We start from the raw sequence: 23,169 nt of genomic DNA, 5'->3' as shown, positions 1-23,169 counted from the left end.
GAAAATAAAATGGACGCAGTACTCAACTCAATCGCCGGATTACAGAATTTCGCTATATATTTTGTTATCTCTATCGCCCTATTCTTTGTTTTCAAACTTGTCTATTCGTTTGTAACACCGCATGACGAATGGAAATTGGTAAAAGAAGAAAAAAGTACCGCCGCTGCTATTGGTTTTGGTGGCGCAATGATTGGTTTTGCCATTGCATTGTCAGGTGCAGTCAAGAATTCAGAGTTTTTACTCGATTATGCCATTTGGGGTGTCGTTGCAATTGTCGCGCAACTGCTCGCATTTGCACTTTTGCGTTTTACCTTTATGCCCAAAATTGCTGAACGAATTCAAAACAATGAAGTATCCGCAGGCGTCATGTTAGGCGCAATGTCAGTTGCTGTAGGCTTGCTTAACGCCGCTTGCATGAGCTACTAAGGAGTAATCCAAATATGCAAACTAACAGTAATCAAAAACGCAGTAGCAATATTGATCTTTCGAAAATGCGCAAAGCGTTTTCATTTAAACCATTAGCATTGGGTGTTGCCTCTGTTCTACTTAGTGCTTGCTCTGGTGGAAAAGAAGAAGCCGTCGTATTTAAAAATGTCAATGACTGTGCTGATGCGCTCCCTGGTATGGCGCAAAAATGTGAAGCAGCATACAAAGGTGCATTAGCCGAAGCGGCTAAAACAGCCCCTAAGTACAACAGTAAAAACGATTGTGAATATGAATTTGGACGTAACCAATGCCAAACTTATAACAGCAATGGCAGCTCGATTTTCATGCCATTGATGGCCGGTTACATGATAGGTAACTTAATGTCGCCGCGTCCATATTATCAACCTATGTTTACTTCCTATTCTCGTTATTCGTCCTATCGGAATAACTGGGTTGGAGCCGATGGCCGTAACTTTGGTGATTCGAGGAGGAGTAAGCTCAGCGTAAGTCCAAGTGCGTTTGATAAAAAACCAGCTATTACTCGCACCATCAGTCGCGGTGGTTTTGGTAGCAGTGTGCGTGCAAAAGCCTCATGGGGCAGCAGAAGTAGCGGCAAAGGCTGGGGTGGCTAAGTGCTGCGACTTCCCATTGATGCGAGAAAAAACTGGCAACAAATGGCGCGTGATTACGGTTTTCATTTCCATACTATGCACGGACAAGCATACTGGGATGAAACCGCTTACTATCAATTTACATTAGAGCAGATAGAAAAAGACCTTGAGTCTCCTACTGAAGAAATTCATCAGATGTGTTTACATGTGGTGGATCTTGTTTCTAAAAGTGAAGAGAGACTGACTCAATTTGCTATACCGAGTGACTACTGGCAAGCAATTGCAGATTCATGGCAAGCAAAAGAACCTTCTCTTTATTCAAGATTAGATTTGGTATATGACGGAAGATCGCCAGCCAAACTCCTTGAAAATAATGCAGATACCCCTACTAGCTTATATGAATCAGGTTTTTGGCAATGGTTGTGGCTTGAAAATAATGTAGACAATAACCAACTCAATAAACGTGCCGATCAATTTAATTCATTGCAAGAAAAGCTGGTTAATCGCTTTAAAGTGATTGCCGATTACTACGGCATTAGCTATCTTCACTTCGCTTGCTGCAAAGACACTGATGAGGACCGGGGTACGGTTCAATATTTACAGGACTGTGCAAAAGAAGCAGGCGTCGATGACTACTTTGTTTACATTGAAGATATAGGACTTGCAGAGAGTGGTGAACTCACTGACTTGCAAGACCAAATCATGTCACATTGCTTTAAACTATATCCATGGGAGTTTATGCAACGTGAAGAATTTGGTCCTCACGCCTTAAAAGCGAATACTGGCTGGATTGAACCTATATGGAAAAGTATTCTCTCAAATAAAGCACTACTGCCTCTGTTGTGGCAGGAATTCAAAGGACACCCTAATTTATTACCTGCTTTTTTTGAATCTGATATGGCAAGTATGAATGCGCTATCAGATGTCAAAAAATGGGTTAAAAAGCCTTTTTATTCTCGCGAAGGTGCGAATATTGATATTTTAGAGAATGGTAAAATGAGTCTCTCATCGGACGGCCCCTACGGCGAAGAGGGATTTATTTATCAAGCGCATACACCATTACCCAAATTCGCTGATAACTATACCTTAATCGGCTCATGGTTGGTCGATGATGAAGCTGCAGGTATATCAGTACGTGAAGACAAATCGGCTATTACGCAAGATCTGTCGCGCTATATGCCACATATTATTTTGTAATTATTTTTAACCAGTAGGATAAATCGCATTGAGTGCAGTAAAATCACCAACCACTTTAAAACGACAACTTATGTGGGTTAGCTATGTTGTTGGTTTTTTAACTGTGATTGAAGCGGTCAACATGCTCAGTGGTCGCTACTTTAACCAGTTTAGTATTTATCCGAGAGATCTAAACTACCTAGCCTACATTTTTACGGCACCGTTTTTACACGCGAACTTTGCTCACTTTTTATCCAACGTAGTGACATTAGCAATATTTTCGCTGTTGTTGCTACAATTTGGAGGAAAACGTTTTATTACCGTCTCTTTCGGGCTAATAGTACTGACCGGTTCACTGGTATGGATATTTGCCAGGCCCTCATTTCATTTAGGTGCAAGTGGTATTATTTATGGCTATTTTGGTTACTTAGTATTGGCCGGATTTCTCAGTAAACGCTTCTTTCAAATTATTATATCGGTGGTTGTTGCATTTTTCTATGGAGGGATGATTTGGGGCGTTTTACCCAGCCAACCCTACATATCTTGGGAGTCACATTTATTTGGTTTTATTGCAGGTCTATGTTTAGCTTGGTATTTACGAAATCATTCGTAATTTGACACAAAATCAGCGTGACATTCTCTCGTTTCTTTTTGTACAATCCCTACGAATTTTAAAAGAGCAGTCTAATTTACATGTCTGAAACAGCAAAAGAACAACCTAAACAAACCGGTTTTTTAGGCAATTTACTATTTAATATTGCGGTCCCCGTCCTAGTCATGAGCTATTTAAGTTCAGATGAGTACTTAGGCCCCGCTTGGAGTATTGTTTTAGCGCTTGCTTTTCCCTTAATCTTTGGTCTGTATGACCTAAAACAAACTAAAAAAATAAACGCTTTTTCGGTCTTAGGTATTGTTAGCGTATTATTAACAGGTGGGATTAGTTTGCTGAAACTTCCCGCGGAATATATTGCGATAAAAGAAGCCGCTATTCCAGCCTTGATTGGCTTAGCCGTCATTATTACTCAATACAGTAAAAAACCCTTGGTAAAAGCACTTATTCTTAATGATCAATTGGTGAATTGGCCAAAACTAAATGAGACTTTAGAGGAAAAAGGCTTAACAAGTGTATTTAATAGCAAGGTTGCGGTTAGTTCATACATTGTCGCAAGCTCATTTTTCTTATCTTCGGTGTTAAATTATCTGCTAGCTAAATGGATATTGGTATCCGAACCAGGCACCACCGCTTATACAGAAGAGCTAGGGCGGATGACCGCATTAAGTTATCCCGTTATCGTCATTCCTAGCATGATTTTGCTAATATTTGCATTGATGTATCTGTTTAAACAAATTTCTAGTGTCACTGGCGAGCCTATTGAAAGCTTTCTGCATCAGTAGTCTTTCACGGTTCGGTTAGCGTATACTTAGGCATCAATGAAAATTAGATGCCTTTTTAATGCTAGCGCTAAAAAATTTAAAGAAAAGTTATACTGATGCGGGTGAGCAACACACCATTCTTAACAATATCAACTTAACCATAAACGCAGGTGACAGCATCAGCATTCAAGGTGCATCAGGGTCAGGAAAGTCGACTCTTTTGCACCTGTTAGCTGCGCTAGATAAACCCGATAGTGGGGAAATACTGTTAAACAATTCACAACAGCCAAATCAAGGTAACGACATTACCCAGTTCACTGAAAAAGAAGCGGACGCATATCGCCAATTTAGGGTTGGGCTTATCTTTCAAAAGTTCAATTTAATTGACTGTATTACAGTGATGGAAAATGTCATGCTACCGGCTAAGATAACCGGCAAAGTACAAGGCGAATATATTCAAGAATTGTTGGATGCTCTGGATATTCATCGTCATATAAACAAACTACCTAGCCAACTTTCTGGCGGCGAACAGCAGCGAGTTGCTATTGCCCGCGGGTTATCGCATCAACCACCTCTTTTGCTAGCAGACGAACCTACAGGAAACCTGGACAGTAAAAATTCAGACCTTGTTAGTCATCTATTAGTGACTACTTGTAAGAAGCTCAATACCGCGCTTGTGATGGTAACTCACAGTCAAAAAGTAGCATTGCTTACTCAGCAGCAATGGTATTTAGACGATGGTAGGTTGACTCAAATTTAATATGAAATATTGGCCGTTCCTTTTTGTTTTATTAAAAAGCTATAGTAATAGCAAATTTAGCCTGAGCATGATGATGGTGTCGCTAATTATTGCGGCTGCAGGCCTAAGTGCTGTGCTGGTAATCAATAGCAGCGCTAAACAAAGCTACAGTAGCGAGCAACAATTTCTAGTTGCAAACGTCACATATACCATTACATCGACTTCATCCAAGCTAAAACTCAGCAAGCAGGACTATTCAGCTTTAAGAGTAAAAGGCGTTAACCAATTGGTGGCCGTAGCGCAAACAAAGCAGCATGTGTACGTAAATAAACAACGTATTACGCAAAGGCGTATTGATTTCACTGGCATAGACACTTTTTCATTAATTACCCAACCTAGCTTTTCAAACCCAGTACCTTTAGCAGAGCAACAAAATGCGACTGCACAGCCTGATACTGGGACAAGCAAAGCATCGAATGAAGCTAATCAACTGATTAGGCAATTAAGCTTTAATGAACCCACGGCCATACTGCACCCGCAGTTGCTTGAAATACTAGAAGAGAGCATTAACGCGAACTTGAGCCAACAGTTTACAACGCAGTTTGGCGAGCCTTTAGCTGGACTTGTCGCATTTGAAAGCGCCGTGTTAGGTAATGATATCATTATGGACATTGCCGAATTATACCGCCTTTATCCCGACGCCGAGTTGTCGATGTTACTAGTTGTAGGCGACTTAACAAGGGCTCAAGAGGACGCACTTCGGCAGTTCTTACCCGACAACCTGAAATTAACCAGTGCCAATGACGGTGAGCAGGATTCAGAACTCACTAGCAGCTTCCACTTAAACTTAATGGCAATGGCATTACTGATGTTCGTTGTGTGCCTTTTCATTGTGGTCAACGCAGTTAATTTACTATTAAATTCAAGATTAACGTGGCTTAAAATTTGTCGACAGTTAGGTATTTCAAGACAACAACTGTTTGTTGTGCAGTTAATTGAAATTGTATTGCTTACTCTTTTAGCCAGCTTTATTGGAGTTTTATTGGGTATTGAATTAGCAAAATTAGCCTCACCTACCGTACAAGCAACCCTCGAAAATTTGTACTCGGTAGAGGTAGGTTTCGGTGAAGTATCCATTATTGGATTATTCATCCAAGTATTTGGTATTTGCCTGATTGGCAGTGTATGCGCAACCTTCATTCCATTAAATAAATTAAATCATCAGTTGGCGCAAACTAAAGATGTGCCCTTATCGCTTACTCAGCAACGTTTTTGGAACGGCGCCATTTGGCTTAGCTTTGGTCTTTTTGCAGGTATCGCCTATATCATATTAAATAATGCACAAGCGCTTTGGTTGTTGCTTATCGCCACCGCATTAGTGATTTTGTCTGGCTGTTGTTTACTGCTAGCTAATTACCCCAGTATGCTGGCGTTTATTCAACGCTTTATTCCTGATCGGTTTCCGTTGTTGCAACTCAGTTCCAAGCAAAGTTTGGCACTGTCAGGAAAAACCAAAATTGCTTGTTGTGCATTTTTTATTGCCGCTACCAGTAACATTGGAATGAATTTAATGGTCGACAGCTTTCGTGGCGCAACCGCAGGATGGCTTGAACAACGTTTGGCAGCTGACTATTATGTTTACAATAGCGGTGAGCCTAACATCGCTGAGTTAGCCAAGAACACAGGTGTAAATGTTTCCCAACGATTAGAAAACTATATTTCTTTTCAAGGCAAAGAGATGCAGCAATTTAGTTATCCTACCGATGAGTTTAATCAGCAGGCAATGGTGTTTTATGAGCAAAGCGAAAATAAGAATTTATGGCGGCAATTTGAGCAAGGTAAGGGTGTTTTAGTTAATCAGCAGTTTGCATTTGGTTTTAAATATCAGGTTAATGATGTAATTGAGCTTCCACATCCATCCACAAGCGAACTATCGTCGTATAAAATACTAGGCATCGTTTATGATTTTGGCAACCCTTATGCGCAAGTGTTAATGCCATTCGACATGTTTGAATTATCAAAATCAAAATGTTGCATATACGCATTACAAGGTGCTGAGAGTAAGATTGATTTGCTAAGGGAAAATATGCTGGCGGCAGGAGTCAATCCAGACACGCAATTACTAAAAACTGAAGACTTACTGGCATTATCAATGCAAGCTTTTGACAACACCTTTATTATTACCGATGGATTAAATGTGGTCACACTGCTTGTCGCGGCGCTTTCGCTGGCATGCGCTATTATTGTTCTGATGAATGACATTCGGCCACAAAATATGTTGATCCGAAGTATGGGAGTATCGGCATTGAAAACCCAACTACTGGCCCTATTCCAGTACTTATTGTTATGTTTTGTTGCATTAATATTCGCGACTCCTTTCGGTATATTATTAAGTTGGATATTAATTGTCGATATCAACTATCAAGCTTTCTCATGGACTTACCCACTAATTATTAATCCACTGAAGATACTTCAAATATATGCAACGAGTTTATTGGTTGTGGCTATCGTTATCGCTATCCCCATCGTTCGCGCCGGAAAAAGGCCACTCATAGAGGATATCCGATGGTTAAATTAATCAAGTTCTTTACATCACTTTTTACATCACTTTCTAGCTTGCTTACGGTTATGCTGCTTGTTGTGATCGTGTTTGCGGTCATCGTGTTTGCTAGCAGTGGTATCGATAAAACATCGAGTAATATTAAGGCGCTATTTTCTGACGTCAAAAGCACTGCTTTAGACACTGGAGATGAAACTTCGCAACAACAGTTTGGGAGAGGCTTCAGCGCGTCTGATCCACAAAACTTAGGCCAGATTGCCGATCCAAACTATGTCATCACGTTCCCCAAAGACCATTATTCGCATGATTCATTTGATATCGAATGGTGGTATTTAACTGCAAACTTGCAAGATGATGAAGGCAACGATTATGGTTTGCAATGGACGCTGTTTCGCTTTCGAAATCAAAATGCAAAGCTTAATAAAAGTCAGCAAACAAAACTAAAGGATAATATTGATGACAGTAGCTTAACGCTTGAAAACAGGCCCAAAGCGTTAGGATCAGATTGGAGCAACGAACATATTTATATGGCACATGCTTCTGTGCATAGTGCATCCAAACATTGGTTTTCAGAGAAGTTTGCGCGAGGTAATGTCGGTAATGCAGGTGTAGAACAAACGCCATTTAAATTATTTATTGATGATTGGCAATGGCAAAGTCCCACTGCAGGGTTATTGCCCTCGAACCTGACTTTTACCACTAAACTAATTAGTAATAATGCAAGTGGTAATAGTGCAATTAGTAATAGTGCAATTAGTAATAGTGCAAAGGGCAAGGGCGAAAACAGTAACACCGATTCTTATCTCAATGTTCAACTCAATTTATCCAACACTGGTCCTTTCGTTTTGCAAGGGCAAGGTGGCTACAGTATAAAGTCAGCTAATGGCAAACATGCCTCTCACTATTATAGTGCGCCCTTTATAGCGGTGGAAGGAACATTTACAGCGCGTGACAGTGGCAAGCAGATAGCGGTCAACGGCAATGCGTGGTTTGATCAAGAATGGACTTCGCAGTTGTTTGACCAAGCAACCTTAGGTTGGGACTGGTTGTCACTGCACCTGGACAATGGCGATAAAATTATGGCCTTTCAAATGCGTTTGCAAGACCAAGCTGATTATATCACTGGCACATATATTAATGCTGATGGCTCAACAACAGCATTAATGCCATCCGATATAAAATTAAATGCCAATAAGTTAACATCTGTTGGTAACAAAAAACTGCCGTTGTATTGGCAACTCAAGATTAAAAGTAAGGACATAGACATTAGCATTAAAGCAACTAAAAATGACCAGTGGAACCCCGCTTCAATCGCTTATTATGAAGGTACTGTCGCTGTTAGCGGGACACATAGCGGTAAAGGTTTTTTGGAATTAACAGGTTACTAATATAGTTTCTATCAATAAAAAAATTGTCCTGCACCATCAAAAAATATTTACCTTTTATACATTGATATAGTGACAAAAAAGCACTATTAATTGATGTAGAAAGTGGCGAATCGTTCGCTAGCTATATTGAGAACAAACATGCTACGTATTTTGTTATTCGTTGGTACCAACATTGCGATTATTGCCTTACTGAGTATTACATTCAGTTTATTTGGGATCCAAGGTCTATTGGCGCAAAATGGCGTTGATCTAAATCTAAATTCACTGATGATTTACGCCGCTATTATTGGTTTCAGTGGTGCTTTTATATCGCTATTCATCTCAAAATGGATGGCGAAACGTTCAATGCAAGTACAAGTTATTTTACAACCGATTGATAGCACAGAAACTTGGTTGCTAAATACGGTGAAGCGCCTAGCTAAGCAATCGAATATTGGTATGCCTGAAGTTGGTATATTTCAGAGTCATTCGCCTAACGCGTTTGCTACTGGTTGGAACCGCAATAATGCGCTTGTTGCAGTGAGCACAGGTCTTATTGAGAGTATGAATAAAGACGAGCTTGAGGCTGTACTGGCTCATGAAGTTGCTCACATCGCCAATGGCGATATGATTACCATGACTTTGCTTCAAGGCGTAATGAACACCTTTGTTGTGTTTCTATCAAGAGTGATCGGGCATACGGTGGACCGCGTCATATTTAAAGTGGAACGCGGTCACGGGCCTGCATTTTGGATTGTATCTATTATTGCTGAAGTTATTCTAGGTGTATTAGCAATGACAATTACCATGTGGTTTTCTCGTCACCGCGAATACAGGGCGGATGCGGGCGCAGCAAAATTAGTCGGTAAACACAAAATGCGTGCTGCGCTGATGCGACTACAAGCGAGTCAAACGGGGCCCGACATGCCTGATGAAATGGCCGCATTTGCAATTAATGCAGGTAAAATACATAAACTATTTTCAAGTCACCCGCCACTTGAACAAAGAATTAAGGCCCTTGAATAAGCGCCCTAAATTACCTATTCAGCTTTGCCTAAAAACGCGAAGATCTTGTTAGCAATATCAGTGTTATTCAAATTGCCAGCAAACGCTTGCGAACCTGCACCAAACGCATAAACTTCGACATCAACGCCGGTATGACCTGACGTTGTCCAACCGGTATTGGTACGTTTATCTAAGATAGACTTCAAAACACTCTCGCGCTCCGCAGGTTTCATATCACTTGACATGCCACTAATAAGATTTTTTTCATCACCGTTCAATGCGAAGCCAAACACGTCTTCAACATATAAGACCATATCTTCTTCATCCGTCATTTTTTCAGACATGACTGTTACTGACGCCTTCATGTTTTGAATAAATTCAGGACTCCAACGATATTCACCATCAGCGCCTATTGTTAGTCCACCGGTGCTGTGATCAGCAGTAAGCACGACCAGTGTATCTGGATGCATATCGACATAGTTTTTCAGCAACTTTATAGTTTGTTCTAAGTCTTCCATTTCGCCCATCGCTGAAGCTATGTCGTTAGCATGCCCTGCCCAATCGACTTGGCTCGCCTCGACCAATAAAAAATAGCCATTAACATTTTCTAACTGCGATATCGCACTTTCAGTTAATACCGAGAGTCGATGAGGGTTAGTGTCGTCCAATGCTTTGGATAATCCTTTGTCAGCAAACAAACCCAAGGTTGGTTTACCTTTTGGTAGTGCTAACAGGTCAGTGTAGGAGTCAGCATATTGATAGCCTAAGGCCTTAAATTCATTAACTAGGTTGCGGTCATCACGAATAAAGTAACTCCAACCACCGCCTAACATTACATCTGCCACGTTCTTGTTGTTGATACGATCATCAAGAAAGGAATCGGCGATTTCATTGTAATTGTTTCGAGACTCGTTGTGCGCAATATACGCCGCAGGTGTTGCATGTACAATTTGTGAAGTTACTGCGACGCCTGTTTTTTTACCCACTTTTTTAGCGCGTTGAAGAACACTTTCTAATGGTTTCTTATCGACATCTAAACCAATTGCACCGTTGTATGTTTTAATACCCGCAGACAGTGCCGTTGCACTCGCTGCCGAGTCGGTTACATAACCAGACACCGATGCTGGATAGGTCCGTGCAGTCCCAACTAAGAAAGGATCTAGTGCAGTAAGCTCAACCATTGGCGTGTTTGGATCATCTTTATATAAGCGATAAGCTGTTGTGTAAGCAGGTCCCATTCCATCAGAAATGACCATAATAATATTTTTTGGGGTATTTACGTTTGTCTGAACGCCGCCCATATCTTGTTGTTTCGTGGCTGTGCAAGCTGCGCTAAACAGAGTAACTGCCGCAAGCATACTAATTGTATAAAGATTTTTTTTGACCATGTGACTTAATTACCTCTAAAAAATTCACAACATCATGAATTTATTGTGCTTTACCACTCAATTAACAATGTCTATATAAAGGGACAGCGGAGAATTGTATAACTCCAATGAACACTTTTGCTGCAAAGAAAATGCCGATACTTCGGCTCGAATAAAAAACATCTTAACTTATCCCCTAAATATAACGCTTATCATGCTCGAATGCCAAACACAAAATTCCTTTCTTTATGGCACTAAACATCATGTTAATGAGCATCAGGTCGGTAAATATGAGTATTATTAGCATGCTTTTTTTGCCTGATGTAGCTCTGAAATTTAGCAGTCAATGGGGTCATTTTGCATTATCTAACAGACTAAAAGGACCGATCCCCAGTGTTTCGTACATCACTCAAAACTATAGGCATTATCATAAGACTTATTCGGCACTCAATTATATTTATTTACTGCGGATATAAATACAATTAAAAAACATAATATTCAGAGACTTATAACTAGTACCGACTATAGACTCGTCCAACCGGTAAACCCTTTATTCACATAGTGAATAACTAAAATAAGTTTCATACTGTTTTTTTATTTATCATTGCAACATAGGATGGATGCGTATTCACCGATAAGCAGGTGACTAAGCTAGGTTACTTACTCTGCTTAAAAGTTTAAATTACCAGCTTAAATTACCAGCTTAAGTATCAGCTTTAAACAAGAGCAATCGGCGAGTTTTAATAAGTAACTGATAATAGCGAATAAAATTAATGACGCGGTGTAGTGTCACCAGTTTTAATATCTTCACGCAACATGAAGATGTTCAAGAAATGGCAAAAGAGGAAAACAATATGTCACAGTATCAACAAGACTTAGAAAATATGGCGAAATTAAAAGCCTCTCAAGGCACAGCATGGAATGCCATTAGCCCTGAATATGCAGCGAGAATGAAAACCCAAAACAGATTCACTACTGGGTTAGAAATCGCAAAATATACTGCCGGCATTATGCGCACCGATATGGCCGAATATGACGCCGACTCGAGCCAATATACGCAATCTCTAGGCTGCTGGCATGGTTTTATAGGCCAGCAAAAGATGTTGTCGGTAAAAAAACACCAAGGCACAACAGCTAAAAGCTACCTTTACTTGTCAGGTTGGATGGTCGCAGCATTGCGTTCAGAGTTTGGTCCGTTACCAGACCAGTCAATGCACGAAAAAACATCGGTTCCCGCTCTAATAGAAGAATTGTATACATTTTTACGTCAAGCCGATGCCAGAGAGCTAGGTAAGCTTTTTGACCAACTTGATACAAACAGAGCTCAAGGCTTAGATACAGACGATATTCAAGCGCAAATAGATAACTTTGAAACTCACGTGGTTCCTATTATTGCTGACATTGATGCGGGTTTTGGTAATGAAGAAGCTACCTATTTGCTAGCCAAGAAAATGATTGAAGCCGGCGCTTGCTGCATTCAAATTGAAAACCAAGTGTCTGACGCTAAACAATGCGGCCATCAAGATGGTAAAGTCACGGTTCCACATGAAGACTTTTTATCCAAGATAAATGCAGTACGATATGCATTCCTTGAGTTAGGTGTCGATGACGGCGTTATTGTCGCGCGTACAGATTCCTTGGGTGCAGGTTTAACTCAGAAAATCCCAGTGTCAAGTAGTGAAGGCGATCTAGCTGCTCAGTACAATGCGTTTTTAGAAACAACGCCAGTCAACTCAATTGATGAATTAAGCAACGGCGACACTGTTATGAAATTGGATGGTAAACTGGTTAAGCCAGTTCGCCTGCCAAATGGACTGTATAAGTTTAAAGAAAACACCGGTTTTGATCGTGTTGTACTTGATTGCATAACGTCATTACAAAACGGCGCTGACTTGTTATGGATTGAAACTGAAAAGCCGCATGTTGGTCAAATTGGCGATATGGTTCGAGCAATTCGTGAAGTAACGCCGTCGGCTAAACTTGTCTACAATAATAGCCCGTCATTTAACTGGACATTGAGTTTCCGCCAACAAGTATTTGATACATGGTTAGAAGAAGGCAAAGACGTTAGTGCTTATGACCGCGCTGCATTAATGTCAGCGAGTTATGATAATGCTGAAATTGCGCTGGAAGCTGATGAAAAAATACGCACATTCCAAGCTGACGCTGCGCGTGAAGCTGGTATTTTCCATCACTTAATTACGTTGCCGACTTATCATACTGCAGCCTTATCCACTGATAATCTTGCAAAAGGCTACTTCGGTGATGAAGGCATGTTAGCTTATGTTAAAGGTGTTCAGCGTCAAGAACTTCGTCAAGGTTTAGCTTGTGTTAAACACCAAGCAATGGCTGGTTCTGACTTAGGCGACACACATAAAGAATATTTTTCAGGCGAACAAGCATTAAAAGCCTCTGGTGACGACAATACGATGAACCAATTCGATGTTGTTGATTAATATTCTTTTTTTAAACTAAGGGTTTGATGTGACGCAACGTTAATATCGAACCAAATAACGACTCTTGTTCAGCGCCCTTCGGGGCGTTTTTTTTCTTTAGATGTTAAAAATCGATGATACAAATCAAATTAATCACGATTCCCCCTACCAAGGTATTATCAATCTTTTGTCGTTTGTGGTTATATAATCAATTAGAAATTATTATCATTTACGTGAATGAGCTTTACAACTTAATTTCATTTCTGAATTTGTACACCCTTTTTATACCATTGACATTGGAATTAACATATTGAATATCGCAAAAGTCGACCTGAATCTATTAGTTTACTTAGACGTTTTATTAAGAGAAGGCAGCGTCACCAAGGCGGCTAACCAACTTAGTATTACCCAACCAGCGATGAGCAATGGCTTAAAGCGACTGCGAGATTTATTTAAAGACCCATTGTTAGTGCGGACCAGCGATGGCATGACCCCAACCAAACGAGCGTTGGAGTTACAGCCCATTATTCGCGACGTATTGAGTAAATTAGAGTCCTGCATTCAACCTGACATTGAATTTAGTCCTGCAACGAGTGTACGTACATTCAGAATTATGACCAGCGATTACGCTGAATCAACATTGCTGCTCGAACTCATTAGCAGGCTTGCAGTTTTAGCACCCAATATTAGCCTAGACCTAATAACGCCGAGCGATGTGACATTTCACGATGTAGAGCAAGGCAAAGTCGACATGGCGATAAATCGCTTCGAAGAACTGCCTCTATCGTTTCATCAAAAAGTTATTTGGTACGATTCATTTTCATGCGTGATAGGCAGTGATCACCCCATGAGACATAATTTTGATCTAGCAGCTTATTTGAAAGGTCAGCATATTTGGGTCAGTAAAACAGGTTTTGGAGTCGGCGTTGGCATTGATCCCAACGAAGTTCAAAAGCTAGGTTGGGTAGATGCTGAGCTAACTAAAATAGGAAAGCAGCGTGAAATTCGAGTTTTTACACGTCATTATCATGCAGCCCTGCAGTTAACTAAAACACAAAATCTGATAGCAACATTGCCCACCAAAGCAGCCAAAATCTTTAAAGATGATCCCAGTATTATTGTTGTCGAACCTCCTTTCGACATTCCTCCCATTGCATTGAAGATGGCTTGGAGTGCTTTATTACATCATGATGCAGGACATATTTGGTTACGAAGACTGATTACTGAAGTAGCCAACGCAATGAATAGTGAGCCACAGCCGTAAAGGGAATATTAGCAGCCCCCTCATTCACAGTATTTATAACAAACATATTATACATAAACTAAAAAACTGCCGCGATATTCCCTAAACTGTATAAAACAAAATAACGGAGTATGCCAATGTCAACGATTTCAGCAAAGACGACAGGTACATCTGGTACAAACGGTACCAGCGCATCACAAATTAATGAGCAGACTACTGCACAAAGATACGTGACAAAAGGCAAACTATCAGTGGCCGGTGAATTACTTGAATTTATAGAATCAAGTGCGCTGCCCAATTCTCAAATTGAGCCAACCGTGTTTTGGCAAGGTTTCGAACAAGTCCTTGAAAACTTAATACCGCTAAACAAAGCATTGTTGAGAGAACGTGAAACCTTACAACAACAAATTAACGATTTTTATTGTAATGAGCCTAACGCCTCGGCTGATGAATACAAAATATTTTTAAGCAGCATAGGTTACTTGCAAGCAGTCCCTGCACCTAGACCAATAGCAACACAACATGTTGATCCTGAAATAGCCACTATGGCAGGGCCGCAACTTGTTGTGCCAATTAACAACGCAAGATATGCACTGAATGCCGTGAATGCCCGCTGGGGCAGTCTTTATGACGCATTGTATGGCACTGATGTCATCTCAGATGCTGATGGTGCAGAAGCACAAGGTCAATACAATCCGATCCGTGGTAATAAAGTAATTTTAAAAGCCAGAGAGTATCTTGACAGCATTTTACCATTGGTTAGCGGCAGCCACGTTGGTAGTCTGCAATACCAACTAAATGATAGCGGCTTGTTAGTCACATTAGCTGATGGCAATAAAACAACGTTGCAAGACCCAACTCAGTTAATTGGCTTTCAAGGCAAAATAGACAAGCCCCTCGCAATCGTAGTGTGTCATAACGGCTTGCATGCCGAAATACAGTTTGATAACTCGCACCCAATCGGCAAAACAGATCCGGCCACAGTAAAAGACATTGCGCTAGAGTCGGCTTTAACTACTATTATGGATTGTGAAGATAGCGTTGCAGCTGTTGATGCTGAAGATAAAACATTGGTTTATCAGAATTGGTTAGGATTGATGCAAGGAAGCTTGCAGATCCAACTTAACAAAGGAAATGAAACCTTTACGCGAAGCATGAATCCAGACCGTGAATATCAGACACTGGCAAATGAAAGCATCACACTTTCAGGCAGAAGCCTTATGTTTATTCGCAACGTCGGGCACTTAATGACCAATAACGCTATTTTATTTGAAGGTGAAGAAATTCCCGAAGGTATAATGGATGCGATGATTACATCGTTAATTGCTAAACATGACTTGCTTAATAACAGCATGTTTAAAAATGCCAAAGAAAACAGTATTTATATCGTCAAACCAAAAATGCATGGTCCCGATGAAGTTGCCTTTACGAATCGATTATTTAGCAGCGTAGAACACGTACTCGATTTGCCCAAGAACACCATAAAAATAGGCATTATGGATGAAGAGCGCAGAACCAGCCTCAATTTAGGTGCCTGCATTGAAGCTGCGAATGAACGTGTCGTCTTCATTAATACTGGGTTTTTAGACCGCACGGGTGATGAAATACATACGTCTATGCTAAAGGGTGCGTTTGCACCCAAAGCGGAAATAAAGGCACGTCCTTGGCTGCATGCTTACGAGTTAGCAAACGTAGCTACAGGACTCAATTTTGGACTATCTGGTAGGGCACAAATCGGTAAAGGCATGTGGCCAATTCCAGAACAAATGGCCAACATGATGGCTATCAAAATTGGACACCCGCAAGCGGGCGCAAATACGGCCTGGGTTCCCTCTCCTACTGCAGCAACTTTACATGCCTTACATTACCATCAAATTAATGTATTTGAGCAGCAGAAAAGTATAATAAATGATAACCAAAACTCGCATTTGACTTACATCGATAGCATATTAGAAATCCCTTTAATGGCCCAAGATGCAGAATTAAGTTCACAACAAGTCACAAGAGAACTTGATAACAATGTACAGGGTATTTTAGGATACGTGGTGCGTTGGGTGCATCAGGGGATTGGTTGTTCAAAAGTACTGGATATAAACGGTGTCGGTTTAATGGAAGATCGTGCAACGTTGAGGATAAGTAGTCAACATATTGCTAACTGGCTGGAACATGAGATCGTAACTACTCAGCAGGTTAATGAGTCATTACAACGAATGGCAATATTAGTTGATAGTCAAAATGAAAATGACGCCGAATATATTCCGATGTTGCCCGACTTAAGCGATTCAATTGGCTTTCAAGCTGCCAAGGACCTTATCTTTTTAGGCAAAGAACAGCCCTCAGGTTATACCGAGCCTCTATTGCACGCTCGTCGCAGAGAAATGAAGGCTAGACTTAAAAACCTTAAGGTATAAACATAAGTTACATAAAAGGTCCGTTTTTATGCAATTGATCTGTTGACCCAACTGGTTTACCACAGTAGAGTTGGGTATCGAAAGGAAATTCTTTAAAAAGGGGCAGATATGAAAATTTTATCATCAAAAAATCAATATTCTTTGATTTCTATGCTGCTGCTATTACTCTTGGCGAATTTATTGCACGGGTAAGTTTTATAGTTAATATACAAAAAAACCCGTGCCAAGCACGGGTTTTTTGTTTTATACCCCAGTAAAAAGTGGATCAGATTCGAATAAATGCGTCGTTAATGTCGCAATAACAAGCAACCGGTAAAATGAATAAAAGGCAAATACTATGACTAGAGTTAAGCAGGGCAATCAGCAAGTCATTATTTTTGACACCACCTTACGTGATGGAGAGCAAGCACTACCCGCGAGCCTGAACGTAAAAGACAAGCTACAAATTGCGCTGATGCTCGAAAAACTGGGCGTTGATATAATAGAAGCTGGTTTTCCGGTCTCATCACCTGGTGACTTTAAAGCCGTTCAGTCAATTGCAAATGCAATCAAAAACTCGACTGTTTGTGGTCTATCCAGAGCACTGGAAAAAGACATTGACGCCTGTGGCCAAGCATTAAGCGTGGCTGAGCATTTTCGTATACATACCTTTATCGCGACATCTGATATCCATGTGAATACAAAACTGCGCAAATCACAAGATGAAGTGGTTGAAATGGCGGTTAACGCGATTAAACATGCACGTAAGTATACCAACGACGTCGAGTTTAGCTGTGAAGATGCTGGCCGAACGCATATTGATTATTTGTGCCGCATGGTTGAATCGGCCATTAACGCTGGTGCAACGACAGTTAATATTCCAGATACAGTGGGCTATACAACACCAACGGAGTTTGGTGGCATTATTAGCAACTTATTTAATCGCGTTCCGAATATCGATAAAGCCATTATATCTGTGCATTGCCACAATGATTTAGGCCTAGCTGTGGCTAACTCATTAGCAGCCGTAGAACAAGGTGCTCGCCAAGTTGAATGCACGGTTAATGGAATTGGTGAAAGAGCGGGTAACTGTTCGCTTGAAGAAATTGCGATGATCCTGCAAACCCGCTATGCCATGCTTGGTTTATCAACAAACATCCAGTCGCAAGAGATTTATAAGGCCTCAAAGTTGGTCAGTAACCTGTGCAATATGCCAGTGCAAGCAAATAAAGCAATTGTGGGGGCAAATGCATTTAGTCATTCCTCAGGTATTCATCAAGATGGCGTCCTTAAAGGCCAAAATACCTATGAGATCATGACGCCAGAAAGCGTTGGGATTAATAAAAATCGACTTAACTTAACTTCGCGTTCGGGCCGACACGTGATCAAACATCGTTTGGGTGAACTTGGTTATCGAACAGATGAATATGACTTGGATGCTATTTACGATGCTTTTTTACGTTTAGCTGATAAAAAAGGACAAGTATTTGATTATGACTTGGAAGCACTTCTGTTTTTCGACCAACAAAAACATGACCATGCTCATTATCACTTAGATTATTTGCAGGCTAACTCAGGTCGAAACATAATTCCAAGCGCCACGGTGCGCCTAAAAGTGGGCGACCAAAGTATCACTGAATCTGCGGTAGGAAATGGTCCTGTTGATGCCGCATATAATGCTATTATGAAAGTAGTAAAAGACCATAAAATTGATATTGTCGATTTTAAATTGGATTCAAAAGGTGAAGGTGCCGATGCACTCGCTCAAGTGAGTGTGGTTGCAGAATATAATGGCCGACGCTTTAACGGTATTGGCCTAGCAACCGACATCGTTGAATCAGGCGTTCGCGCATTAATATTTGTATTGAATAATACTTACCTAGCCGATCAAATTGACGAACAAAAACAACAACAAGAACATATTACCGGAGTGTAGAATGGCCACATATCATATTGCAGTTTTACCCGGGGATGGGATTGGTCCTGAAGTGATGGAGCAAGCAAATCGTGTTTTAGACGCTATATGCCATAAATTTGGTATTACGCTAGAGCGCACAACTTATCCGGTAGGTGGCTTTGCGATTGATCATCATGGTGAGGCACTACCCAAAGCAACCCTTGAAGGCTGCGAACAAGCTGATGCGATTTTGTTTGGATCAATTGGTGGCCCTAAATGGGACAGCCTGCCTTTAGAACAGCGTCCAGAGCGCGCCGCTTTGTTAAAGCTACGTAGCCATTTCGATCTATTTAGTAATTTACGTCCAGCAAAAATTTATGCAGGACTTGCCCATTTATCTCCATTACGCATTGATATTGCACAATCAGGCGTGGACGTTTTAGTGGTTCGTGAACTTACCTCAGGTATATACTTTGGTCAGCCTAAAGGGCTGGAAGGCGAAGGTGAAGAGCAGTTTGCTTTCGATACCATGCGTTATTCAAAACGCGAAATTCGTCGTATCGCTATCAGTGCATTTGAAGCGTCAATGCAAAGAGATAAGAAAGTCACCTCTGTAGATAAAGCAAATGTGCTTGTATGCAGTCGTCTATGGCGTGAAGTGGTTGAAGAAGTCGCAAAAGATTATCCACAAGTCACGCTTGAACATATTTACATTGATAATGCGGCAATGCAGCTTATCTGCGATCCTGCGCAATTCGACGTCATGTTATGTTCCAATTTGTTTGGTGATATCATCAGTGACGAATGCGCAATGTTAACTGGCTCAATGGGTCTATTACCCTCGGCTAGTATCAATGGCGAGGGTTTTGGCATGTTTGAACCCGCTGGCGGCTCTGCTCCTGACATTGCAGGCAAAGGTATTGCAAATCCAATAGCTCAAATTCTGTCAGCATCGATGATGTTACGATACAGTTTAGGCGAGTTTGCCGCAGCCGATGCAATTGATGCTGCCGTTGTTAAAACACTTGAAGATGGTATATTAACTGCAGAATTAATGCCTAAAACAGAACGTAACAATGCTTGCTCTACGGCAGATGTGGGCACTTATATTTTACAACAAATCTCTTAATTTGAAGGGAAGGAAAAATCATGGCTCAAACCATTTATGACAAAGTGTGGAACGCACACATCGTAGAGCAACTAGGTGAAGACACCTTATTGTACATTGATCGTCATCTCATTCACGAAGTGACAACACCACAAGCCTTTGCTGGTTTGAATGAAAATAATCGCAAAGTGCGGCGGCCTGACCTTACTTTTGGCACTATGGACCACAGTATATCTACACGTTCTTTGGCGCTTGATGCGTGTGGTCCGCAAAATAAACTACAACTACAAACGTTGGCAGATAATTGTGCAGCACACAACATCCAACTTTATCCAGTTGGTCACAAAAACCAGGGAATTGTGCATGTCATTGGCCCGCAACTTGGCCTCATTCATCCTGGTATGACAGTAGTTTGTGGCGATAGCCATACGGCTACACACGGTGCCTTTGGCGCGCTAGCATTTGGCATAGGTACGTCGCAAGTTGAGCATGTATTAGCCACTCAAACATTGAAACAAAGCAAAGCTAAGAGTATGAAGATTGAGGTTGCTGGCAAGTTACCGATTGGCGTTACAGCAAAAGATATTATATTGGCAATTATAGGGAAAATTGGTCACGCTGGCGCAACTGGCTATGTGATTGAATATTGTGGCGAAGCGATTAGCGAATTGTCGATGGAACAACGCATGACCATCTGTAATATGAGCATTGAAGCTGGTGCGAAGGCAGGCTTAATTTCACCTGACCAAAAAACCATCGATTATCTAAAAGAGAAAGACTTTGCTCCAAGCAAAGAGCATTGGGATGATGCCGTTAGTTACTGGCAGTCATTAACCACAGATTCGGATGCTATATTCGATACGGTTGTGACCTTGCAAGCCAAAGATATTCAACCACAAATCACTTGGGGAACTAACCCGGGGCAAGTCATTGGAATTAACCAAGCGATCCCCTCGCCTGATGATTTTGACGACCCAATCGAAAAAGAGTCAGCCGTTAAAGCACTCAAATACATGGGCCTTGAAGCTGGACAAACTTGGGATAACGTTAAAGTATCTCATGTCTTTATTGGTTCTTGTACCAACAGCCGCATCGAAGATTTAAGAGCCGCTGCAAAAGTCGCGGCCTCAGGTAAAGTGAAAAGTCACATTACCGCTATTGTTGTTCCAGGCTCTGTGGCAGTCAAAGAACAAGCAGAAAAAGAGGCATTGGATGTTATTTTTAAAGCAGCCGGTTTTGAGTGGAGATTACCGGGTTGTTCTATGTGTTTAGGCATGAATGACGATGTTCTGCAACCGGGTGACCGCTGCGCATCTACCAGTAACCGAAATTTTGAGGGTCGCCAAGGTCGTGGTTCAAGAACCCATTTGGTGAGTCCTGAAATGGCGGTTGCGGCAGCGTTAACTGGCAGTTTTGCTGATTCAAGACAGTTTGGAGAATAGGATGACAGGATTTACTGAATTAACCGGCAAGGCCGCACCATTAGACCAAGCCAATATCGATACCGACCAAATAATCCCTAAGCAATTTTTAACAGGCGTCACCCGCTCAGGCTATGGTAAACACCTATTTCATGACTGGCGCTATTTAGACTTACATGAGCAAGAATTAAACCCAGAGTTTACCCTGACTCAAGAGAAGCATAAGGGTGCAAAAGTACTATTGTCACGTGAGAACTTTGGCTGTGGCTCAAGCCGCGAACACGCTCCTTGGGCGCTCGCTGATTTCGGTTTCGGGTGCATTATTGCGACCAGTTTAGCGGATATTTTTTACAGCAACTGTATTAATAATCAACTTCTGCCAATTGCACTTTCAAGCAACATAATGGACGATTTGTTTGAGCATGTTGCCAGTAACCCAGACGTGATTTTTCATATCGATCTGCCAAATCAAACGGTAAGGGTAGGTGAAAGCAGCTATAAATTTGAGATTGCACAGCATCACAAGCAAAATATGATCAAGGGCTTAGATGCGATTGGGCAAACCCTCGATTTCGACGAAAGTATCAGCGCATTCGAGAAAAACCGCGCCGCTTGGTTATAATAATCCACGCACATTGTATGAATTTCATACCAATATATAAACTTAGATATGCCGCAAAAGGCCCGTCGTTTGCGGTAGTAATAAATTTAGCAGTATAGGTTATAGCTAAACGTTAACAAATCGATTACATTACTGATATTAGCGATCCGATAATAGATATATGATTAAAACTATCTCCATTTCCGAACTAACTATAGGCATGTATGTTGAGAACGTAGTCAAGCAAAAAGGCAACGTCCGCATAAAAACTAAAGGGTTAATAAAAACCACTACTATTTTAGATTCCCTTAAAAGCAAAGGGATATTGGAAATTGAAGTCGACTTTGATAAAAGTAGAATAGTGGAACATGATCTTGCGGCTCGATCGGCCAATCCTGAACATTATATGTCAAGCGCCAACAACGTTTGGTCAAGCGCGACAACCGCCTCGCCAGTAAAGGAGTCAAAACTAACCAGTATTGTGAATGCTGGGCAACATCAAGAAGCGTTAGTGGACGCTGATAAATTATACATACAGGCAAAAAATGTACAAAAAGACTTTGTGGCTACCTTACGCTCCGGTTCAACACCCAACATTGAGCATTTGAGTAAGCTATCGCAAGACATTATTGATTCGGTATTTGATAACGTTGATGCATTATCCTGTCTACTGATGCTAAAAGACTCTAATGAATATTTAGCAGAGCATGCTATTAACTGTGCCATATTACTGACTATGTTTGCTAGTTCAAAAGGAATGTCGAAAGCCGAAATTGAAGATTTGACCCTGGCTGGCTTGCTAATGGATATAGGCATGGCATCCCTGCCCCAAGATCTAGTAGACAAAAGCACCGAACTGAATGAGACCGACTGGGCTATGTTGAGAAGTCATGTCGATATTGGGATCGAAATAGTCGAGCGCTTCAGTGATGCACAGCCTATCGTGCTTGATGTTATTGCAAATCACCATGAACGTGTTGATGGAAGCGGGTACCCCAAAGCCAAAACACTTTCCGAGATCAGTGTGTATTCTCAAATGGCAGCGATTGTCGACTGCTATGACGCAATGATTTCGAACCGCCATCATCAACGATCGGTTACTGCTACTGCGGCACTGCATCAATTAGAGAGCGATGAAACGCTGGATAGTGACTTGGTGAATGAGTTTATAAATGCTATTGGACTGCATCCAGTAGGGTCATTAGTGCAACTACAGAGCCAACAGTTAGGTATCGTAAGTCAACGCAACAGTAAACAGCCACTCAACCCAATAGTCATGATTTTTTATAGTATGCAAAAACAACTGCATACGGCAGTTCATCGAGTCGATTTGAACCAATCTGATGACTATATTTTAACCGGCGTTAGACCAGAAGAATTTAGTATGAATTTAGACAAGTTTTTTAAGAGTGTTTTTCTACCACAGTAGCGCAAACGATTTATTTTGTG

18 protein-coding genes are annotated in these 23,169 nt (G+C 41.1%); 17 read left to right on the top strand and 1 reads right to left on the bottom strand.

The annotated features are described in order from the left end of the window. Positions 1 to 9: 9 nt before the first annotated feature. The 9 genes from G399_RS0116970 (at position 10) to htpX (ending at position 9,279) form a co-directional block, all read left to right on the top strand. Positions 10 to 426 carry a DUF350 domain-containing protein gene (locus G399_RS0116970; protein WP_006009638.1) on the top strand — a complete coding sequence of 139 codons (417 nt, stop codon included), beginning with the start codon at positions 10 to 12 and terminating at the stop codon, positions 424 to 426. A gap of 14 nt (positions 427 to 440) precedes the next feature. Continuing rightward, a complete protein-coding gene (locus G399_RS0116965) occupies positions 441 to 1,058 on the top strand; it encodes a DUF1190 domain-containing protein (RefSeq protein ID WP_006009637.1) in 618 nt (205 codons plus the stop codon). Beyond that, on the top strand, positions 1,059 to 2,234 hold the full coding sequence (locus tag G399_RS0116960) for a glutathionylspermidine synthase family protein (protein ID WP_006009636.1): 1,176 nt from the start codon (positions 1,059 to 1,061) through the stop codon (positions 2,232 to 2,234). A gap of 28 nt (positions 2,235 to 2,262) precedes the next feature. Beyond that, a complete protein-coding gene (locus tag G399_RS0116955) occupies positions 2,263 to 2,826 on the top strand; it encodes a rhomboid family intramembrane serine protease (RefSeq protein ID WP_006009635.1) in 564 nt (187 codons plus the stop codon). 80 nt (positions 2,827 to 2,906) lie between these two features. Beyond that, positions 2,907 to 3,608: a VC0807 family protein gene (locus tag G399_RS0116950; RefSeq protein ID WP_006009634.1), complete on the top strand. Its 702-nt coding sequence runs from the start codon at positions 2,907 to 2,909 to the stop codon at positions 3,606 to 3,608. A 58-nt stretch (positions 3,609 to 3,666) separates the two neighbouring features. Next, positions 3,667 to 4,347 (top strand): ABC transporter ATP-binding protein, encoded by a 681-nt coding sequence (locus G399_RS0116945; protein ID WP_006009633.1) that lies wholly within the window; start codon positions 3,667 to 3,669, stop codon positions 4,345 to 4,347. 1 nt (position 4,348) lies between these two features. Beyond that, positions 4,349 to 6,904 carry an ABC transporter permease gene (locus G399_RS0116940; protein ID WP_026843835.1) on the top strand — a complete coding sequence of 852 codons (2,556 nt, stop codon included), beginning with the start codon at positions 4,349 to 4,351 and terminating at the stop codon, positions 6,902 to 6,904. Beyond that, positions 6,892 to 8,274, top strand: coding sequence for a lipocalin-like domain-containing protein (locus G399_RS0116935; protein ID WP_006009631.1), 1,383 nt, complete (start codon positions 6,892 to 6,894; stop codon positions 8,272 to 8,274). The genes G399_RS0116940 and G399_RS0116935 overlap by 13 nt, the downstream gene beginning before the upstream one ends. Before the next feature lie 138 nt (positions 8,275 to 8,412). Next, the gene (htpX, locus tag G399_RS0116930; RefSeq protein WP_006009629.1) at positions 8,413 to 9,279 is read left to right on the top strand and encodes a protease HtpX; all 867 of its coding nucleotides are present in this window, start codon (positions 8,413 to 8,415) and stop codon (positions 9,277 to 9,279) included. Between the two features lie 14 nt (positions 9,280 to 9,293). On the opposite strand, the gene G399_RS0116925 is transcribed toward htpX, so the two are convergent. Then, on the bottom strand, positions 9,294 to 10,646 hold the full coding sequence (locus G399_RS0116925) for an alkaline phosphatase (protein ID WP_006009627.1): 1,353 nt from the start codon (positions 10,644 to 10,646) through the stop codon (positions 9,294 to 9,296). 833 nt (positions 10,647 to 11,479) lie between these two features. Here G399_RS0116925 and G399_RS0116920 point away from each other — a divergent pair. The 8 genes from G399_RS0116920 (at position 11,480) to G399_RS0116885 (ending at position 23,149) form a co-directional block, all read left to right on the top strand. Further along, on the top strand, positions 11,480 to 13,081 hold the full coding sequence (locus G399_RS0116920; protein WP_006009626.1) for an isocitrate lyase: 1,602 nt from the start codon (positions 11,480 to 11,482) through the stop codon (positions 13,079 to 13,081). 289 nt (positions 13,082 to 13,370) lie between these two features. Beyond that, a complete protein-coding gene (locus G399_RS0116915; protein WP_006009625.1) occupies positions 13,371 to 14,324 on the top strand; it encodes a LysR family transcriptional regulator in 954 nt (317 codons plus the stop codon). A 116-nt stretch (positions 14,325 to 14,440) separates the two neighbouring features. After that, positions 14,441 to 16,714 carry a malate synthase G gene (locus G399_RS0116910; RefSeq protein WP_006009624.1) on the top strand — a complete coding sequence of 758 codons (2,274 nt, stop codon included), beginning with the start codon at positions 14,441 to 14,443 and terminating at the stop codon, positions 16,712 to 16,714. A 337-nt stretch (positions 16,715 to 17,051) separates the two neighbouring features. Further along, positions 17,052 to 18,629, top strand: coding sequence for a 2-isopropylmalate synthase (gene leuA / locus G399_RS0116905; protein WP_006009623.1), 1,578 nt, complete (start codon positions 17,052 to 17,054; stop codon positions 18,627 to 18,629). A gap of 1 nt (position 18,630) precedes the next feature. Beyond that, positions 18,631 to 19,719, top strand: a complete 1,089-nt coding sequence (leuB, locus tag G399_RS0116900) for a 3-isopropylmalate dehydrogenase (RefSeq protein ID WP_006009622.1) — start codon at positions 18,631 to 18,633, stop codon at positions 19,717 to 19,719. A 20-nt stretch (positions 19,720 to 19,739) separates the two neighbouring features. Continuing rightward, positions 19,740 to 21,140, top strand: a complete 1,401-nt coding sequence (gene leuC / locus G399_RS0116895) for a 3-isopropylmalate dehydratase large subunit (protein ID WP_006009621.1) — start codon at positions 19,740 to 19,742, stop codon at positions 21,138 to 21,140. A 1-nt stretch (position 21,141) separates the two neighbouring features. Then, complete coding sequence (gene leuD / locus G399_RS0116890; RefSeq protein ID WP_006009620.1) at positions 21,142 to 21,741, top strand: 3-isopropylmalate dehydratase small subunit; 600 nt, start codon at positions 21,142 to 21,144, stop codon at positions 21,739 to 21,741. Positions 21,742 to 21,901: 160 nt separating this feature from the next. Beyond that, positions 21,902 to 23,149, top strand: a complete 1,248-nt coding sequence (locus tag G399_RS0116885) for a cyclic di-GMP phosphodiesterase (protein WP_026843833.1) — start codon at positions 21,902 to 21,904, stop codon at positions 23,147 to 23,149. The last annotated feature ends 20 nt before the right edge of the window (positions 23,150 to 23,169 follow it).

Origin of the sequence: Brumicola pallidula DSM 14239 = ACAM 615 (genome assembly GCF_000428905.1) — a bacterium.
Classification (GTDB): Bacteria; Pseudomonadota; Gammaproteobacteria; order Enterobacterales; family Alteromonadaceae; genus Glaciecola; species Glaciecola pallidula.
The sequence above is the reverse complement of the archived record's forward strand: the minus strand, read 5'-3'. Positions and strand labels throughout refer to the sequence as shown.

What these genes read in the sequence shown, in the direction of transcription:
- leuC (WP_006009621.1), top strand. Translation starts at nt 19,740, where the DNA reads ATGGCTCAAACCATTTATGACAAAGTGTGGAACGCACACATCGTAGAG.
- G399_RS0116965 (WP_006009637.1), top strand. Translation starts at nt 441, where the DNA reads ATGCAAACTAACAGTAATCAAAAACGCAGTAGCAATATTGATCTTTCG.
- G399_RS0116945 (WP_006009633.1), top strand. Translation starts at nt 3,667, where the DNA reads ATGCTAGCGCTAAAAAATTTAAAGAAAAGTTATACTGATGCGGGTGAG.
- G399_RS0116910 (WP_006009624.1), top strand. Translation starts at nt 14,441, where the DNA reads ATGTCAACGATTTCAGCAAAGACGACAGGTACATCTGGTACAAACGGT.
- G399_RS0116935 (WP_006009631.1), top strand. Translation starts at nt 6,892, where the DNA reads ATGGTTAAATTAATCAAGTTCTTTACATCACTTTTTACATCACTTTCT.
- leuB (WP_006009622.1), top strand. Translation starts at nt 18,631, where the DNA reads ATGGCCACATATCATATTGCAGTTTTACCCGGGGATGGGATTGGTCCT.
- G399_RS0116885 (WP_026843833.1), top strand. Translation starts at nt 21,902, where the DNA reads ATGATTAAAACTATCTCCATTTCCGAACTAACTATAGGCATGTATGTT.
- G399_RS0116925 (WP_006009627.1), bottom strand. Translation starts at nt 10,646, where the DNA reads ATGGTCAAAAAAAATCTTTATACAATTAGTATGCTTGCGGCAGTTACT.
- leuA (WP_006009623.1), top strand. Translation starts at nt 17,052, where the DNA reads ATGACTAGAGTTAAGCAGGGCAATCAGCAAGTCATTATTTTTGACACC.
- htpX (WP_006009629.1), top strand. Translation starts at nt 8,413, where the DNA reads ATGCTACGTATTTTGTTATTCGTTGGTACCAACATTGCGATTATTGCC.
- leuD (WP_006009620.1), top strand. Translation starts at nt 21,142, where the DNA reads ATGACAGGATTTACTGAATTAACCGGCAAGGCCGCACCATTAGACCAA.
- G399_RS0116920 (WP_006009626.1), top strand. Translation starts at nt 11,480, where the DNA reads ATGTCACAGTATCAACAAGACTTAGAAAATATGGCGAAATTAAAAGCC.
- G399_RS0116940 (WP_026843835.1), top strand. Translation starts at nt 4,349, where the DNA reads ATGAAATATTGGCCGTTCCTTTTTGTTTTATTAAAAAGCTATAGTAAT.
- G399_RS0116950 (WP_006009634.1), top strand. Translation starts at nt 2,907, where the DNA reads ATGTCTGAAACAGCAAAAGAACAACCTAAACAAACCGGTTTTTTAGGC.
- G399_RS0116970 (WP_006009638.1), top strand. Translation starts at nt 10, where the DNA reads ATGGACGCAGTACTCAACTCAATCGCCGGATTACAGAATTTCGCTATA.